Genomic DNA, 15,262 nt, shown 5'->3' with positions numbered 1-15,262 from the left:
CCCGGCGCGCGTGCACGCGGGGGGAAGGGTCGATCGCCGCGCCGCGACCCCGTCCGGGCCCCGGCCGCGCCCATGCTAGGTGTTGCGGATGCGGTCCTCTTCGAGGGCGCGGATGCGGTCGCGGAGGTCGGCGGCGCGCTCGAAGTCGAGGGCTGCGGCGGCCTCGCCCATCTCCTTGCGCAGCGCGGCGAGGAGCTTCGGCAGCTCGTGGCGCGGCACGGCGGGCTCGGTGCGCTCGTCGCCGCGGCGGACCGTGACGTAGTCCTGCTCCCAGATCGAGTCGCGCAGGCTCGAGATCTTCTTGACGACGCTCCTCGGCGTGATGCCGTGCTCGCGGTTGTACGCGGCCTGCACCTCGCGGCGGCGCGCGGTCTCGGCGAGCGTGCGGTCGATCGAGTCGGTCCGCTGGTCGGCGTACAGGATCACCCGCCCCTCGACGTTGCGGGCGGCGCGCCCGATCGTCTGGATCAGCGAGCGACCGGAGCGCAGGAAGCCCTCCTTGTCCGCGTCGAGGATCCCGACGAGCGCGACCTCCGGGATATCGAGGCCCTCGCGCAGCAGGTTGATGCCGACGAGCACGTCGTAGCCGCCCTCGCGCAGCTCGCGGATGATCTCCATGCGCTCGACGGTGTCGATGTCGCTGTGCAGATAGCGGATGCGGATGCCGAGGTCCGCGTAGTACTCGGTGAGCTCCTCGGCCATCCGTTTGGTGAGCGTCGTGACGAGCACGCGGTGCCCCTTCGCGACGACGCCGCGGATCTCGCCGAGCAGGTCGTCGACCTGCCCGCTCGCCGGCCGGACCTCGACCTCCGGGTCCATGAGCCCGGTCGGCCGGATGATCTGCTCGACGACGACGCCGGCGCAGCGCTCGAGCTCGTAGTCGGCGGGCGTCGCCGAGACGTAGATGCGCTGTCCGGCGCGCTCCTCCCACTCCTCGAAGCGCAGCGGGCGATTGTCGAGCGCCGACGGCAGCCGCCAGCCGTACTCGACGAGCGTCTCCTTGCGCGCGCGGTCGCCGCGGTACATCCCGCCGATCTGCGGCACGGCGATGTGGCTCTCGTCGAGCACGACGAGCGTGTCCTCGGGCAGGTAGTCGTAGAGCGTGTACGGCGTCTCGCCGGGCGCGCGGCCGTCGAGGAAGCGCGAGTAGTTCTCGACGCCGTGGCAGAAGCCCATCTCCTGCAGCATCTCGATGTCGTACATCGTTCGCTGCTCGAGCCGCTGCGCCTCGAGCAGCTTGTTCTCGCGGCGGAAGTGCTCGAGGCGCTCGCCGAGCTCCTCCTGGATGCCGACGATCGCCTCGCGGATGCGATCGCCGGTCGCCACGTAGTGGCTGGCCGGGAACACCATCGCGCGCTTCGGTCGCGCGAGGACCTTGCCCCGCAGCGGGTCGATCTCGGCGATCGCGTCGACCTCGTCGCCGAAGAACTCGACGCGGATCGCGCGTTCGGCCTCGTACTGCGGGAAGATCTCGACGACGTCGCCCCGGACGCGGAACGTGCCTCGGTGGAAGTCGTGGTCGTTGCGCGCGTACTGCAGGTCGACGAGCTGACGCAGGAGGTCGTCGCGCACGAGCGGCTGGCCGGCCTCGACGAACACGTACATGTCGCCGTAGTTCTCCGGCGCGCCGAGGCCGTAGATGCACGACACGCTCGCCACCACCAGCACGTCGGTGCGCGTCAGCAACGAGTGCGTCGCCGAGTGCCGGAGCTTGTCGATCTCGTCGTTGATCGACGAGTCCTTCTCGATGTACGTGTCCGAGGAGGGGATGTACGCCTCGGGCTGGTAGTAGTCGTAGTACGAGACGAAGTACTCGACGGCGTTGCGCGGGAAGAGCTCCTTGAACTCCGCGTAGAGCTGCGCGGCGAGCGTCTTGTTGGGCGACATCACGAGCGTCGGTCGATCGAGCCGCGCGACCGCGCACGCGATCGAGAACGTCTTGCCCGAGCCGGTGACGCCGAGCAGCGTCTGGTGCTCCTCGCCGCGCCGCACGCCCTCGACGAGCTGCTCGATCGCCTGCGGCTGGTCGCCCTGCGGCGTGTACTCCGAGACGAGCTCGAAGGAGCGCTTCTCGCGCGTCGCGCGCACTAGCGCCGCCGCCAGCGCGAGCCGTCGGGCCCGTCGACGATCTCGACGCCCTCGGCCGCGAGCTCGTCGCGGATGCGGTCGGCGGTCGCGAAGTCCCGCGAGGCGCGGGCCGCTCGGCGTTCCTCGAGCAGCGCGTCGATGCGCGGGTCGCTCTCGCCCGCCTCGGACTCGGGCCGCGCCTCGGCGAGCCCGAGCCCGAGCACCTCGTCGAACTCGAGCAGCAGCGCGCGCTTGTCGACGTCGGCGAGCGCTCCGCTCCGCGCCACCTCGAACGCCACGGCGAGCGCGCGCGGCGTGTTGAGGTCGTCGCAGAGGGCCGCGCGGAACTCGGCGCGGTACGCGTCGCGCGCGGCGGGGTCGCCCTCGCCCGCCGCGCCGAGCGTCGCGGCCGCCGCCGCGCGCAGGCGCTGCCAGCTCTTCTGCGCCGCGCGGATCGCTTCGCGCTTGAAGCTCTGCGGCATCCGGTACACCGCCTGCAGCAGGAACATGCGGTACGCGAGCGGCTCGATGCCTTCGTCGACGAGCGTCTGGAGCACGAGCACGTGGCCCTTCGACTTCGACATCTTCTCGCCGCCGAAGTCGAGGAAGGCGTTGTGCATCCAGTAGCGGACCCACGGATGCACGCCGAGCGCGCACTCGCTCTGCGCGATCTCGTTGGTGTGGTGCACGGGAACGTGGTCCTCGCCGCCGGTGTGGATGTCGAACTGCCGACCGAGGTACTTCGTGCTCATCGCCGAGCACTCGAGGTGCCAGCCGGGGAAGCCGCGCCCCCACGGCGACTCCCACTCCTGCTGCCGCGCGACGCCCGGCTCCGCGAACTTCCACAGCGCGAAGTCGGCGGGGTTGCGCTTGCCCGCCACCTCGCCGATGCGCGCGCCGGCCTCCTGCCCGGAGAGGTCGAGCCGCGCGAACGCCGCATAGCGTTCGAACTTCGACGTGTCGAAGTAGAGGCCGTCCTCGAGCCGGTACGTGTAGCCGCCGCGCTCGAGCGCGAGGGCGAGCTCGATCTGCTCCGGGATGTGCTCGCTCGCCCTGCACAGCACGTCCGGCGGCAGGCAGTGCAGGCGCTCGACGTCGCGCTGCCACTCCTCCGTGTAGCGGGCGGCGATGTCGGCGGCGCGCAGCCCCGCCTTCCTGGCCGCGACCTCCATCTTGTCCTCGCCCGCATCCGCGTCGTCGGTGAGGTGTCCGACGTCGGTGATGTTGACGACGTGCGTGACGGCGTAGCCGAGCATGCGCAGCGTCCGCTTCAGCACGTCCGCGAACACGTAGGGCCGCATGTTCCCGACGTGCTGCGGCGCATAGACGGTCGGACCGCAGCTGTACATGCGCACGCGTCCGGGCTCGAGCGGCTCGAACGCGCGCTTGCGGCGCGCGGCCGTGTCGTAGACCACGAGCGTCGGCGGGGCGGACGGCGTGGACGGGGGAGAGGAATCGCTCACCGGGGCCTCTTGAACTTGGTCGGCGTCGCCTCGAGCAGGACGACGGCCGTGGCCGCGATGCCCTCCTCGCGGCCGAACGCGCCGAGCCGATCCGTGCTCGTGACCTTGATGTTGACGTCGTCCTCGCGCGTCTCGAGCAGCGCGGCCACGCGCGCGCGCATCGCCGGCTGGTGCGGCGCGAGCCGCGGGGCCTGCGCGATCACCGTCGCGTCCACGTTCCCGACGCGGTAGCGCGCGCGCCGCATCGCGCGCACGACCTCGAGCAGGAGCTCGCTGCTCGCCGCGCCGCGCAGGCTCTCGTCGCTCGACGGGAAGTGCGCGCCGAGGTCGCCCGCGCCGAGCGCGCCGAGAATGGCGTCGGCGATCGCGTGCAGGAGCGCGTCGCCGTCCGAGTGCCCCTCGAGGCCGCGGTCGTGCGGCACCTCGACGCCGCCGAGCCAGAGCGCGCGTCCGGCGACGAGCCGATGGGCGTCGAAGCCCTGCCCGATGCGCAGCGGCCTCATCGCGCGCCCTCGGGCGCGCGCGCCGCGTCGCCGCGCGCGAGCCACTGCTCGGCCACGGCCAGGTCGGCCGCGTGCGTGAGCTTCGGGTTCGGCGCGCGGGCCTCGACGACGCGCACGGCGACGCCGAGCCGCTCGACGAGCTCGGCGTCGTCCGTCCCGAGGAACCCGTCCGCGCGCGCCTTCGCGTGCGCCTCGCGCAGGACGTCCGCGCGGAAGACCTGCGGCGTCTGCGCGGCGAAGCACGTCGCGCGCGGCGGCGTCCGGACGACGACGCCGCCGTCGACGAGCTTGATCGTGTCGGTCGCGCGCGCGGCGAGCAGCGCGGCGCCCGTCGCGCGCGCCGCCTCGATCGCGCGCTCGACGTCTTCCGGGTCGACGAGGCACCGCGCCGCGTCGTGCACGGCGACGAGCTCGACGCCGTCCGGGAGCGCCGCGAGACCGCAGGCCACCGAGTCCTGGCGCTCGGCCCCGCCCGGAACGGCCGGCGCGACGCGCGACCACACGGTGCGGCTCGCCGCCCGTGTCGCTGCGCGGCTCGCGGCGTCCGCGGGCGGTTCCGCACGTCGCGCCGCGTCCGCGATCGCCTCGAACCGCGCGACGTCGGCCGCGGGCACGACCGCGACGATGTGCGACACGCCGCGCGCGGCCCCGATGCGCTCGATGGCACGCGCGATCACGGGAGCGCCCGCCACCGGCACGAAGGCCTTCGGGAGCGCGTGCCCGAGCCGCTCGCCCCGCCCCGCGCCGAGGACGATCGCTGCCACTGCTGTCGGCATGCGCCGGAGGATAGGCGCACCCGCGCGGCCCTGCCCTCGCCGCTTCGCGCCGAAGCCCCCGTCATCGCACCGCAAAGCGCACGCTGCCCGCGCGATCCGGTAGAGTCCGCGCCCTGCGCCATCCAGAGGAGTCCGCCATGGGCCGCCGCGCTCGCTCGTCCGCCCCCTTCCGCCTCGCGTTCACCGCGGCGCTCGCGTCGACCGTGACGCTCGCGTCGCCGGGCCGCGCCGAGAGCGACGCGGCGACGGAGCCCGCCGCGTCGGAGAGCGGTGCGCCGACTCTGCACGGCTCGCTCCGCCTGTCGCTCGCCGACGCGATCGCGATGGGGCTCGAGAACAACCTCGACGTCGAGATCCAGCGCTTCTCTCCGCTCATCGCGGAGGAGAGCTATCGAAGCTCGTGGGGAGCCTACGATCCGCGCGCCACGGGCGAGATCGGCCGCAGCGAGAGCTCGCTGCCCGCCGGCAACGCGCTCTCGGGCGTCCCCTTCGACGAGCGGGACATCACCGACGGATCGGCGGGAGTCGCGGGCCTCCTCCCGTTCCTCAACGCGACCTACGCGATCGACTACGCCGCCTCCGACACGACCGTCAACGCGATCTTCGCCTCGAACAGCCCGCAGTACGACTCGGGGCTCACGTTCAGCGGGTCCGTTCCTCTCCTCAAGAACCTCGTCTGGAACCAGGCCTGGACCAACGTACGCGTCTCGCAGGAGCGCCTCGGCGCCGCGCAGGAGGACTTCCGCAAGAGCGTGATGGACACGACGCAGGGCATCGAGGCGGCCTACTGGACGCTCGTCGCTCGCGCGGAGCAGGAGCGCGTCGCCGCCAAGAGCTTCGACACGGCGCGCGCGCTGCTCGAGCAGGTGGAGACGCAGTACGAGGTCGGCGTCGTGTCGCGCGTCGAGGTCGTCGAGGCCGAAGCCGGCGTCGCGGAGCGCGAGGTCGCGTTCATCGAGGCGGAGAACGCCCATCGCGCCGCGCAGGACGAGCTGATCGATCGCGTGCTCGGCCCCCATCTCACGGCCATCTCGATGCTCCACGTGGAGCCCACCGACAGTCCCGACGCCTTCGTCGCGTACGAGGTCGACGTCGCCAACGCCGTCGACCGCGCCTTCGAGAACCGCCCCGAGATCCAGAGCGCCGAGCACGAGGTCGAGCTCCGCGAAGTGCAGCTTCGCTTCGCACGCAACCAGCGGCTGCCCCAGCTCGACGTGCAGGGGAGCTACGGCGTGACGGGCCTCCGCGGCGCGGGCAACACGATTCCGAACCTGCGCGAGGATCCGTTGGTGATCGGCGACGAGACGATCACCATTCCGCCGACCGGCAGCGGCGTCGGCGATGCGAACGACGACTTCTTCGGGTCGCGCGGCGGCGACCAGTGGACCGTGCGAGGCGTGCTCTCGTTCCCGCTCGGGAACGTCTCGGGCCGCCACGACGCGTCGCGTGCCGCACTCGAGCTGCGCCGGGCCTCCACCCAGCTTCGGCGTCTCCGGCAGTCGATCATCCTCGAGGTGCGAAACGGCGCGCGCGACCTGCTCTCGGCCCAGCAGCGCATCGAGGCCGCCGAGCGCCGGCGCGCGGCCGCGGCCGAGCAGCTGCGCGCCGAGCGCGTGCGGCTCGAGCACGGCGAGTCGACTCCCTTCGAGGTGCTGCAGCGCGAACGGGACCTCGTCGACGCCGAGAGCCAGAAGATCTCCGCCCTCCAGCAGTACCACACGTCCGAGGCCAGCCTGCTCCGCGCCCAGGGGACGATCCTCGAGGCGCGCAACGTCGTGATCGACGACGTGCGGGAGCTGCGCTGATCGACCTCGGCGTGATCGCGCTCACACCCGCGGTGCGGCCCGGCGGTGGTAGGGTCGCGCGGCGCGCCGGCGCGGCGCGCGGAGGGGTTTCGTCGTGAGCTTGTTCGGAGGGCGGCGCGAGGCCGACGCACCGCGCGCGGGCGCCGTGCCCGCGCCGGCGGGCGGAGCGGCGCGGAGCGAGGGCTCGGCGCCGGAGCAGCGCATCGCACAGGACGCCGGCGGCCACGTCGCCGCGGCGACGAGGACGGGGGGCAGCGTGGCGAACATCGGCAAGTCGATCGTGTTCAAGGGCGATCTCACGGGCGACGAGGACCTCCAGATCGAGGGCCAGGTCGAGGGCGGCATCCAGCTCGCGAACCACGTGCTGACGATCGGGCAGACGGGCCGCGCGCAGGCGCAGCTCTACGCGAAGGCGGTCGTCGTCGTCGGGCACGTGACGGGCAACATCACGGCGACGGAGCGCGTCGTGCTCGAGGCGACCGCGAGCGTCGAGGGCGACATCCACACGCCGAAGCTCGTGATCGCCGAGGGCGCGGTGCTGAACGGCGCCGTCGAGATGACGAAGGCGCAGCCGGATTCGGCGAAGTCGCTCGCGCGCGCCGCGAGCGGGACGCCGCCGACCGCGGCTCCGCCCGCGACGCCGCCCGCGAAGGGCTGAACGCGCGAGCGCGCGGACGGACGGCTGCGCGCGGCGGCGCCGTCCGTCGCGCTCAGCCCGCCTTCGCGCGGCGCGCCGCGCGCGCCTCGAGCAGCATCAGCGTCGGCGCGGCGATGTAGATCGACGAGTACGTGCCGACGAAGACGCCGATCAGCATCGCGACCGCGAACGGCCGGATCACCTCGCCGCCGAGCACGGCCAGCGCGAGCACGGCGATCAGCGTCGTGCCCGACGTGAGCACGGTGCGCGACAGCGTCTGGTTCACGCTCTCGTTCAGCACGGCCGCGAGATCGCGCGAGGTGCGCGCCTCGAGGTTCTCGCGGATGCGGTCGTAGATGATGATCGTGTCGTTCAGGCTGTAGCCGAGGATCGCGAGCATCGCGGCGAGGATGCGCAGGTCGAACTCGTAGCCCAGCATCACGAAGATGCCCGCCGTGATGATGAGGTCGTGGAAGACGGCGACCACGGCGCCGGGCGCGAATCGCGAGCTGAAGCGGAACGCGATGTAGATCATGATCAGCAGCATCGCGAGGCCGATCGACTTGAAGCCGTCGGCGCGCAGCTCGGAGCCGACGCGCGGCCCGACGAAGTCGACGCTCTGCCGCTCGTAGCCGCCGATCGCGCCCGAGAGCGCGCGCTCGACCGACGACACGCGATCCGCCCGGAGCCGCTCGTCGGCGTCCGTCGACCCCGCCGCCGCCGCGTCGGCCTCGTCCGCCACGTTCTGGAAGCGGATCAGGAACTCGTTGTCCTCCGCGCCGCCGAAGCGCACGACGGACACGTCCTTCAGGCCCGGAACGCCGTTCACGACGTCGCGCACGCGGCCCTCGTCGACCGGCGCGCTCGCGAACTTCGCGTGGAGCTCCGTGCCGCCCGCGAAGTCGATTCCGAGGTGGACCCCGACGACGAACACGGCCACGACGCTCGCGGCGACCATCGCGAGCGAGATCGCGACGCAGAGCCGCGCCTTCCCGATGAAGTCGAGGTGGGTTCCGTGCGGAATGATCTCGAACACCGTCGTCTCCTCGCGCCCGCTAGATGGACAGCGGCTGCGGCCGGTCGCCGGGGTGGAGCTGGAACAGGATCCTCGTGACGACCAGCGCCGTGAAGACGCTCGTCACGATGCCGACGCACAGGGTGACGGCGAAGCCCTTGATCGGACCCGTGCCGTACTGGAACAGGATGATGCCCGTGATGAGCGTCGTGATGTTCGCGTCGAGCACGGTCCAGAGCGCCTTGTTGAAGCCCGTCGCGATCGCGGCGCGCGTCGCCCGCCCCTCGCGGATCTCCTCGCGGATGCGCTCGAAGATGATCACGTTGGCGTCGATCGCCATGCCGATCGTGAGCACGAGCCCGGCGATGCCCGGCAGCGTGAGCGTCGCCTTGGTGAGCGACATGAGCCCGAGCAGCATCACGAGGTTCGCGGCGAGCGCGATGCTCGCGTAGCCGCCGGAGAGCCTGTAGTACCCGATCGCGAAGGCCACTACGAGCAGCAGGCCGACGATCGACGCGCGCACGCCGCTGTCGATCGAGTCCTGGCCGAGCGCCGGACCGACGGTGCGCTCCTCGAGGATCTCGACCGGCACGGCGAGCGAGCCCGCGCGCAGGATCACCGCGAGGTCGGCGGCCTCCTTCGCCGAGAAGCGTCCCGTGATGCGGCCGCGCGTCGAGATGCGGCTCTGCACCGTCGGCGCGCTGTAGACGCGGTCGTCGAGGATGATCGCGAGCTGGCGCTCGATGTTCTTCTCGGTGAGGTCGCCGAAGAGCTTCCCGCCCTCGTTGTCGAACGAGAACTCCACCTCGGGGCGCTGTCGGTTGTCGAAGCCGACGCGCGCGTCTGCGAGGTACTGCCCGGTGATCGGAGCCTGCTTCGCGACGAGGTACGAGACGATCGGCTTCTTCGTCTCCGGATCCTCTTCGTGCACGATCATCTTGTCGTCGGGAAGGCCGTCCGGGTACTTCGCGAGCAGCAGCTCGTCGGTCTCCGCGGCGTCCTCGACGATCTTGAACTCGAGGAAGGCGGTCGACTCGAGCAGCCGGTAGGCGCTGTCGCGATCGACGAGGCCGCCCGGGATCTGCACGAGCACGCGGTCCTCGCCCTGCCGCGTCACCACGGACTCCGGAATACCGGTCTGCGGGTCGTCGATGCGGCGGCGCAGCACCTCGAGGACCTGCGCCATCGTGAGGTCCTTCATCTCCTCCACGCGCCGGGCGGCGAGCACGAGGTCGATCGAATCGTCCGCGGACGACTCGACGTCGAGCACGGAGTAGTCGTCGATCGCCGCGTCCACCTTCGCGCGCGCGTCGGGGCTCGCGATCGCGACGTGGACCGTCGTGCCGACGCAGGTCGCGGTCGCGCCGACGACGCCGTCGTCGCCGAAGCGCGTCTCGAGGCTCGACGCGAGCACGCCGCACTCGCGCTCGAGCGCGGGCTGCATGTCGACGCCGATCACCCAGTGGATGCCGCCGCGCAGGTCGAGCCCCATGCGCAGCAGCTCGTTCGGAAGGAAGGCGCTCGCCTCGCGCGTCTCCTTCGACACGAAGTTCGCGGCGGTCAGCCACCCGAACAGGCCCACCAGCACCGCCACCGAGATCGCGCGCCAGCGCAGGCTCACGACTCGCCTCCCTTCTTCTTGCCGCCGTCCGCCGCATCCGCCTTCGCGACGCTCGCGATCGAGGAGCGCGCGATCTTCACGCGCACGCGCTCGCCGCTCTTCAGCGTCGCGATGTCGACCGTGACGACGTCGTCGGTCTCGCCCGAGATGACGCCGCGGATGCCGCCGGAAGTGGTGATCTCGTCGCCCTTCGTCGCCGCCTTGATCTGCGCCTCCTGCTCCTTGCGCCGCTTGCTCTCCGGCCGGAACACGAGCAGGTAGAAGATCAGGAACACCGAGCCCATCATGAAGAGGAAGCTCGGGTCGAAGGGCGCGGGCTGCGCCTGCAGCAGGACGCCCGCGAGCCCCTCGCCGTGGCCGTGGCCGACCACGGGGAGCCCGCCCGTCGCGCCGTTCATCGTTCGCCTCCGCTCGCGACCGGCGGCAGCGACGCGTGGGCGCCCGCCGGTTCGCGCGAGTCGGCGCGCGCCGCTTCGAGCGTCGCACCGGGATAGAAGGTCGCGAGGATCTCCCGATGGCTCGCCCCGCGCGCCGCCATCCCCTTCGCGCCCCATTGACTCATGCCGACGCCGTGTCCGTGGCCCGAGCCCACGAGCACGATGTCGTCGCCGCGATCGCGTAGCTCGAAGAGCGTGCTCTTCACGACGTTCGGGCCGAGCGCCTCGCGCCAGAGCGGACCGGAGAGGTTCCGCTCCCCGCCCTCGCCGCGCACGACCACGCGCTTGACGCGCCCGCTCGGCCAGCGCTCGGCCACGCGGACGCCCTCGATCCGCCCCACGTCGAGGCCGAGCCCCTCCAGAGCCCGGCGGAGTGTGGTGCGCGCGACCGCGGCGCGCCAGTAGGTGGACGGCGCCTCGTCCTCGTCCGGAACGGCCACGCTCGGCAGGTAGGCGACCGGCCGGCCCCACACCTCCTCGCTCGCGGCCGTCCGTCCGCCGCTCGCCGAGTGGAAGTACGCGAGGATGGGTGCGCCGTCGAAGGCGAGGTACTCGCCGCGCGTCGCCCGCACCGCCTCCCGCACGGAGTCGGTCACGCCGGCCGCGCCGCCGAACACCTGGCTCGCCGTCGTCGCCTCGAGGTCCCAGTCCGGGTCGGCGGGCTCGCGCAGCGCGCGGAGTGCGAACGTCCGGCTCACGATGGCCTGCGCGCGCAGCGCCTCGGGCTCCCACGACGCCGGCATCTCGCGACCGACCGTCCCCTCGACGTAGCGCTCGAGCGCGACGTGGGCGACGACCGCGAGGACGCCGTCCTCGCCGCGCGCGCGCACGGTGCCGTCGATCTCGAACGTGCGGCCCTCGACGTCGACGCGGTAGCGCCCGGTCGCGGCCGGCGCGAACGCGCGCGTGCGGGCGTCGAGGCGCGTGCGCGCTCCGCCGCCCGGGCGCGCGCTCGCCGGCGCGACCACGTCGGCCGAGCCGCGCGTGCGCCCGAGCAGCACGCGGACGACGGGCTCGGCCGCGGCGGGCGGTGCGGCGAGTGCCGCGGCGCAGGCGATCGCAACGAGGAGCGCGACGGCGCGCGCGAGAGCCTGGAGAGAGGTGCGCGGTGTGCGCGCGCGCGATGCACTGCGGACGCGAGCGCCGGGGGCGGACGCGCGGTGCGCTCGCGCGCCGCGGCGCGCCGTCGGACCGTCCTCGCTCTCCACCGCGCTCCCCCTTCGCGGGGCGACGTTTCGCACGCGCGCCGCCGCGCGGCAACCCGGGCCGCCGCGGCGGAGCGCGCGCGACGCGAGGCCTAGAGGTCGCGCCGGATCGCGTCGGCCCGGTCGGTCGCCTCCCACGGGAAGCCCTGGTCCTCGCGACCGAAGTGCCCGTGGAACGAGGTGGCGCGGTAGATCGGGCGGCGCAGGTCCAGCATCTCGTCGATGCCGCGCGGCGTGAGGTCGAAGTGCTTGCGCACGATGCGGTCGAGCGCGTCGAACCCGAGCGTGCTCGTGCCGAACGTGTCGACGCGGATCGACACGGGCTCGGCGACGCCGATCGCGTAGGCGAGCTGCACCTCGCAGCGGCGCGCCGCCCCGGCCTTCACGAGGTTCTTGGCGACGTAGCGCGCGGCGTAGGCCGCGCTGCGGTCGACCTTCGACGGATCCTTGCCCGAGAACGCGCCGCCGCCGTGGCGACCCATCCCGCCGTACGTGTCGACGATGATCTTGCGGCCGGTGAGGCCGGCGTCGCCCATCGGGCCGCCGACCACGAAGCGCCCTGTCGGGTTCACGTGGATGATCGTGTCGTCGTCGACGAGCGCGCCGGGGAGCGTCGGGCGGATCACCTTCGCGATGACGTCCTTGCGGATCTGGTCCCAGGAGACGTCGGGCGCGTGCTGCGTCGAGATGACGACGGTGTCGATGCGCACCGGGCGATCGTCCGCGTCGTACTGCACGGTGACCTGCGACTTCGCATCGGGCCGCAGGTACTCGATCTCGCCGGACTCGAGCTGGCCGCGCAGCTCCTCGATCAGGCGGTGCGCGTAGCGGATGGGCGCCGGCATCAGCTCGGGCGTCTCGTCGCAGGCGAAGCCGAACATCATCCCCTGGTCGCCGGCGCCCTGCTCCTTGTGGAGCCCCTCGCCCTCGGTGACGCCCTGCGAGATGTCGGGCGACTGCTTGCCGAGCGCGATCTGCACGGCGCACGTCGCGGCGTCGAAGCCCATGTCCGAGCTCGTGTAGCCGATGTCGGCGACGACACCGCGGATCAGCGCGGCGTAGTCGACCTGCGCGGTCGTCGTCACCTCGCCGAGGATCATCACGAGGCCGGTCGTCGTCGCGGTCTCGCACGCGACGCGCGCGCGCGCGTCCTGCGCGAGGATGGCGTCGAGGACGGCGTCCGAGACCTGGTCGCAGAGCTTGTCCGGATGGCCCATCGAGACGGACTCGGACGTGAAGAACCGGCGGGGTGCCATCGATGCCTCCTCGGGAGCGGTCCGGCGCAGCGAGCGCGCGCGCCCGCGGCGGCAGGGGCCGGCCGGGCGGGTTCGTCGGTGCGCCGGGGGTTCGGAACGGCGGCGAACTGTACCAGGGAGCCCCCGCGGTTCAATCGCGCGCGCTCTCGCACGCCCGTGGCCGCGGAAAGAGGCTCCGCCCGCGTGAGTGCCGCGAGGCGAGGTGCGCGTGACGCGCGCGAGCGCACCGACACGCGCGAGGCGCGGCGCGGCGGCTCGCCCCCGGCTAGGCGGACTCGCTCGGCGCTTCGATCAGCGCGCCGAGCGCGGCGACCGCGTCGGCGGCGTCCGCGCCGCGTGCGCGCAGCGCGAGCTCGGTGCCGCGCACGCCGGCGAGCGAGAGGATCGACAGCACGCTGCGGCCGTTCACCCAGCGCCCGTCGATGCCCACCTCGATCTCGCTCTGGAACTTCGCGGCGAGCGCGACGAGCTGGCCGGCCGGGCGCGCGTGGAGACCGAGCTCGCGGCGCACGGTGAACCGGCCCTCCACCCAGCCGTCACCGGCCGGCGTGTTCGCCGCACCGTCGCCCGGCGGCGTCGGGACATCGCGCGCGCTCACGCACTCTGCTCCCGCTGCCGGCCGCCCGGCAGCAGCTCGCTCGCGACGGAGATGTTGCGCCGCCCGTACTCGCGGATCATCGCCGCGAGCTCCTCGAGCGGCTTCGACTCGCGCAGCGTGGCGAGCTTGATGAGCATCGGGAGGTTGAGCCCGGTGACGACCTCGACGTGGTGCTCGTCGTGGAACGAGAGGCTGATGTTCGAGGGCGTGCCGCCGAACATGTCGGTCAGCACGAGGACGCCGTCGCCGGTGTCGGCCTGGCGCAGCTTGCGGGAGATCTCGGCGCGCAGCTCGTCGACCGGCCGCTTCGGGTCGACCGACACGGAGAGGAACGGCGGCGCGTCGGGGATGATGAGATCGAGCACCTGGAGGAACTCCTCCCCGAGGCGGTAGTGGGTCACGATGACGACGCCGATGTCCATGTCGCTTCGTCCCTTCCCAGGTACGCCCGGGTACGCCCGGGTACGCGTGCCCCGCCGCGCGTTCCCGCGCGAGCCGCTCAGCCCTCTCGCGCCACGTCGCGGTGCTCGACGTTGACCTCCCGGCCGCCTGCCCGCAACGACTCCGCGAGGCGCCGCGCGACCGCCACCGAGCGGTGCCGTCCACCCGTGCAGCCCACGCCCACCGTCACATACGCCTTTCCCTCGCGATCGTACAGGGGGAGCAGGAAGTCGAGCAGCCCGTCGAGGCGCTCGACGAGGGCCGTCGCGACCTCGTTCTCGAGCACGTAGGCGGCGACCTCCTCCTCGAGACCCGTGTGCGCGCGCAGGCGCTCGTCGAAGTAGGGGTTCGGGAGGAAGCGCACGTCGAACAGCAGCTCCGCGGCGTTCGGCGGGCCGAAGCGGAAGCCGAACGAGAGGATGTTGACGACGGTCTGCGCGCTCCGGCCCTCGACCTGGCGGATCACCGCCTCCTTGAGCTGGTGGACGTTGAGCGCCGAGGTGTCGATGCGCGCGTCGGCGAGCTGGGCGACGTCGACGAGCAGCGCCCGCTCGCGCGCGATGCCTTCGTCGACGCTCCCGGCGGGCGAGAGCGGGTGCACGCGCCGCGTCTCGCGGTAGCGGTTGCCGAGCACCTCGTCCGCGCAGTCGAGGAACACGATGCGCACGCGCGCGCCGGCGCCGCGCAGCTCGGCGACGGCCGCCGGGAAGCCCTGCAGGAAGCGCCGCTCGCGCGTGTCGACCGCGATCGCGACCTTCGCGATCGGCGGCGTCGCCTTGCGGCACAGGTCGACGAACTGCGGGATCAGCTGCGGGGGCAGGTTGTCGACGCAGTAGAAGCTCGCGTCCTCGAGCGCGGCCATCGCGGTCGACTTGCCGCTTCCCGAGAGCCCGCTGACGAAGACGATCTCGACGTCGTCGCTCATCCGCGCCGCCCCTCGCGCAGCGCCTCGTCGATGCGCGCGGCCGCGGACGTCGCGCCCGACGCGCGCAGCCGCTGCTCGCGCACGGCGGCCTCGACGAGCGTCGCCATGCTGCCGGCCGGCCGCGCGGGCAGGCGCAGCACGGGAACCGCGACGCCGGCCCGCTCCTCGGTCGCGCGCTCGGCGCCGATGCGGTCGAACTCGACGCCCTCGCGCCACTCCTCGAGCCGACACACGAGATCCACGGACGCCTCCACGCACACGGCGGCCTCGCCGTAGAGGTCGGGAAGGTAGAGCAGGCCGAGACCGCGGATCTCGAGGAAGGAGCGGATCAGCGGCGGCGCCGTGCCGACCAGCGCGTCGCCGCGGCGCTCGATGCGCACGACGTCGTCCGCGACGAGCGCGTGGCCGCGCGCGACGAGGTCGAGCGCGCACTCGCTCTTGCCGATCCCGCTCGGCCCGACGAGCAGCGCGCCCGAGCCGTGCACCCGGACGAGCGTGCCGTGCACCTCGAGC

Annotated in this window: 15 protein-coding genes; 2 read left to right on the top strand and 13 right to left on the bottom strand. The window is 72.8% G+C overall.

Translation table 11 applies throughout. The annotated features are described in order from the left end of the window. Window positions 1-75: 75 nt before the first annotated feature. Genes uvrB through ispD form a run of 4 tightly spaced genes read right to left on the bottom strand, consistent with a single transcriptional unit; the run spans window position 76 to window position 4,797 of the window. A complete protein-coding gene (uvrB, locus tag R3E88_18910; GenBank protein MEZ4218554.1) occupies window positions 76-2,088 on the bottom strand; it encodes an excinuclease ABC subunit UvrB in 2,013 nt (670 codons plus the stop codon). Continuing rightward, window positions 2,088-3,530, bottom strand: a complete 1,443-nt coding sequence (gene cysS, locus R3E88_18905; GenBank protein MEZ4218553.1) for a cysteine--tRNA ligase — start codon at window positions 3,528-3,530, stop codon at window positions 2,088-2,090. Before cysS ends, uvrB begins: the two co-directional genes overlap by 1 nt. Beyond that, window positions 3,527-4,033, bottom strand: coding sequence for a 2-C-methyl-D-erythritol 2,4-cyclodiphosphate synthase (gene ispF / locus R3E88_18900; protein MEZ4218552.1), 507 nt, complete (start codon window positions 4,031-4,033; stop codon window positions 3,527-3,529). Before ispF ends, cysS begins: the two co-directional genes overlap by 4 nt. After that, the gene (gene ispD / locus R3E88_18895; GenBank protein MEZ4218551.1) at window positions 4,030-4,797 is read right to left on the bottom strand and encodes a 2-C-methyl-D-erythritol 4-phosphate cytidylyltransferase; all 768 of its coding nucleotides are present in this window, start codon (window positions 4,795-4,797) and stop codon (window positions 4,030-4,032) included. Before ispD ends, ispF begins: the two co-directional genes overlap by 4 nt. A gap of 149 nt (window positions 4,798-4,946) precedes the next feature. Between ispD and R3E88_18890 the strand changes: the two genes are divergently transcribed. Both R3E88_18890 and R3E88_18885 read left to right on the top strand, forming a co-directional pair. Further along, complete coding sequence (locus tag R3E88_18890) at window positions 4,947-6,614, top strand: TolC family protein (GenBank protein ID MEZ4218550.1); 1,668 nt, start codon at window positions 4,947-4,949, stop codon at window positions 6,612-6,614. A 94-nt stretch (window positions 6,615-6,708) separates the two neighbouring features. Then, window positions 6,709-7,272, top strand: a complete 564-nt coding sequence (locus R3E88_18885; protein ID MEZ4218549.1) for a polymer-forming cytoskeletal protein — start codon at window positions 6,709-6,711, stop codon at window positions 7,270-7,272. 52 nt (window positions 7,273-7,324) lie between these two features. Here the strand turns inward: R3E88_18885 and secF are convergent, their stop codons facing one another. From secF to R3E88_18840, 9 genes are all read right to left on the bottom strand, one after another. Next, window positions 7,325-8,287: a protein translocase subunit SecF gene (gene secF, locus R3E88_18880; GenBank protein ID MEZ4218548.1), complete on the bottom strand. Its 963-nt coding sequence runs from the start codon at window positions 8,285-8,287 to the stop codon at window positions 7,325-7,327. 19 nt (window positions 8,288-8,306) lie between these two features. Beyond that, entirely contained in the window at window positions 8,307-9,887 is a 1,581-nt protein-coding gene (gene secD / locus R3E88_18875) for a protein translocase subunit SecD (GenBank protein ID MEZ4218547.1), read from the bottom strand. Further along, window positions 9,884-10,285, bottom strand: a complete 402-nt coding sequence (gene yajC, locus R3E88_18870; protein MEZ4218546.1) for a preprotein translocase subunit YajC — start codon at window positions 10,283-10,285, stop codon at window positions 9,884-9,886. Before yajC ends, secD begins: the two co-directional genes overlap by 4 nt. Then, window positions 10,282-11,325: a SpoIID/LytB domain-containing protein gene (locus tag R3E88_18865; protein MEZ4218545.1), complete on the bottom strand. Its 1,044-nt coding sequence runs from the start codon at window positions 11,323-11,325 to the stop codon at window positions 10,282-10,284. The genes yajC and R3E88_18865 overlap by 4 nt, the downstream gene beginning before the upstream one ends. 296 nt (window positions 11,326-11,621) lie before the next feature. Next, a complete protein-coding gene (gene metK / locus R3E88_18860) occupies window positions 11,622-12,785 on the bottom strand; it encodes a methionine adenosyltransferase (protein MEZ4218544.1) in 1,164 nt (387 codons plus the stop codon). Between the two features lie 265 nt (window positions 12,786-13,050). After that, window positions 13,051-13,383 (bottom strand): HPr family phosphocarrier protein, encoded by a 333-nt coding sequence (locus tag R3E88_18855; protein MEZ4218543.1) that lies wholly within the window; start codon window positions 13,381-13,383, stop codon window positions 13,051-13,053. Next, a complete protein-coding gene (locus R3E88_18850) occupies window positions 13,380-13,805 on the bottom strand; it encodes a PTS sugar transporter subunit IIA (GenBank protein MEZ4218542.1) in 426 nt (141 codons plus the stop codon). The genes R3E88_18855 and R3E88_18850 overlap by 4 nt, the downstream gene beginning before the upstream one ends. A gap of 77 nt (window positions 13,806-13,882) precedes the next feature. Then, entirely contained in the window at window positions 13,883-14,749 is an 867-nt protein-coding gene (gene rapZ, locus R3E88_18845; protein ID MEZ4218541.1) for an RNase adapter RapZ, read from the bottom strand. Next, the gene (locus R3E88_18840) at window positions 14,746-15,255 is read right to left on the bottom strand and encodes a hypothetical protein (GenBank protein ID MEZ4218540.1); all 510 of its coding nucleotides are present in this window, start codon (window positions 15,253-15,255) and stop codon (window positions 14,746-14,748) included. Before R3E88_18840 ends, rapZ begins: the two co-directional genes overlap by 4 nt. Window positions 15,256-15,262: the final 7 nt, after the last annotated feature.

This window comes from Myxococcota bacterium, assembly GCA_041389495.1.
Classification (GTDB): Bacteria; Myxococcota_A; UBA9160; order UBA9160; family UBA4427; genus JAWKRT01.
This window is presented reverse-complemented; position numbering and strand designations above follow the sequence as displayed.

Bases quoted from the DNA above. Each gene is read 5' to 3' on its own strand.
- ispF (MEZ4218552.1), bottom strand. From the start codon at position 4,033: ATGAGGCCGCTGCGCATCGGGCAGGGCTTCGACGCCCATCGGCTCGTC.
- R3E88_18890 (MEZ4218550.1), top strand. From the start codon at position 4,947: ATGGGCCGCCGCGCTCGCTCGTCCGCCCCCTTCCGCCTCGCGTTCACC.
- yajC (MEZ4218546.1), bottom strand. From the start codon at position 10,285: ATGAACGGCGCGACGGGCGGGCTCCCCGTGGTCGGCCACGGCCACGGC.
- metK (MEZ4218544.1), bottom strand. From the start codon at position 12,785: ATGGCACCCCGCCGGTTCTTCACGTCCGAGTCCGTCTCGATGGGCCAT.
- R3E88_18850 (MEZ4218542.1), bottom strand. From the start codon at position 13,805: ATGGACATCGGCGTCGTCATCGTGACCCACTACCGCCTCGGGGAGGAG.
- rapZ (MEZ4218541.1), bottom strand. From the start codon at position 14,749: ATGAGCGACGACGTCGAGATCGTCTTCGTCAGCGGGCTCTCGGGAAGC.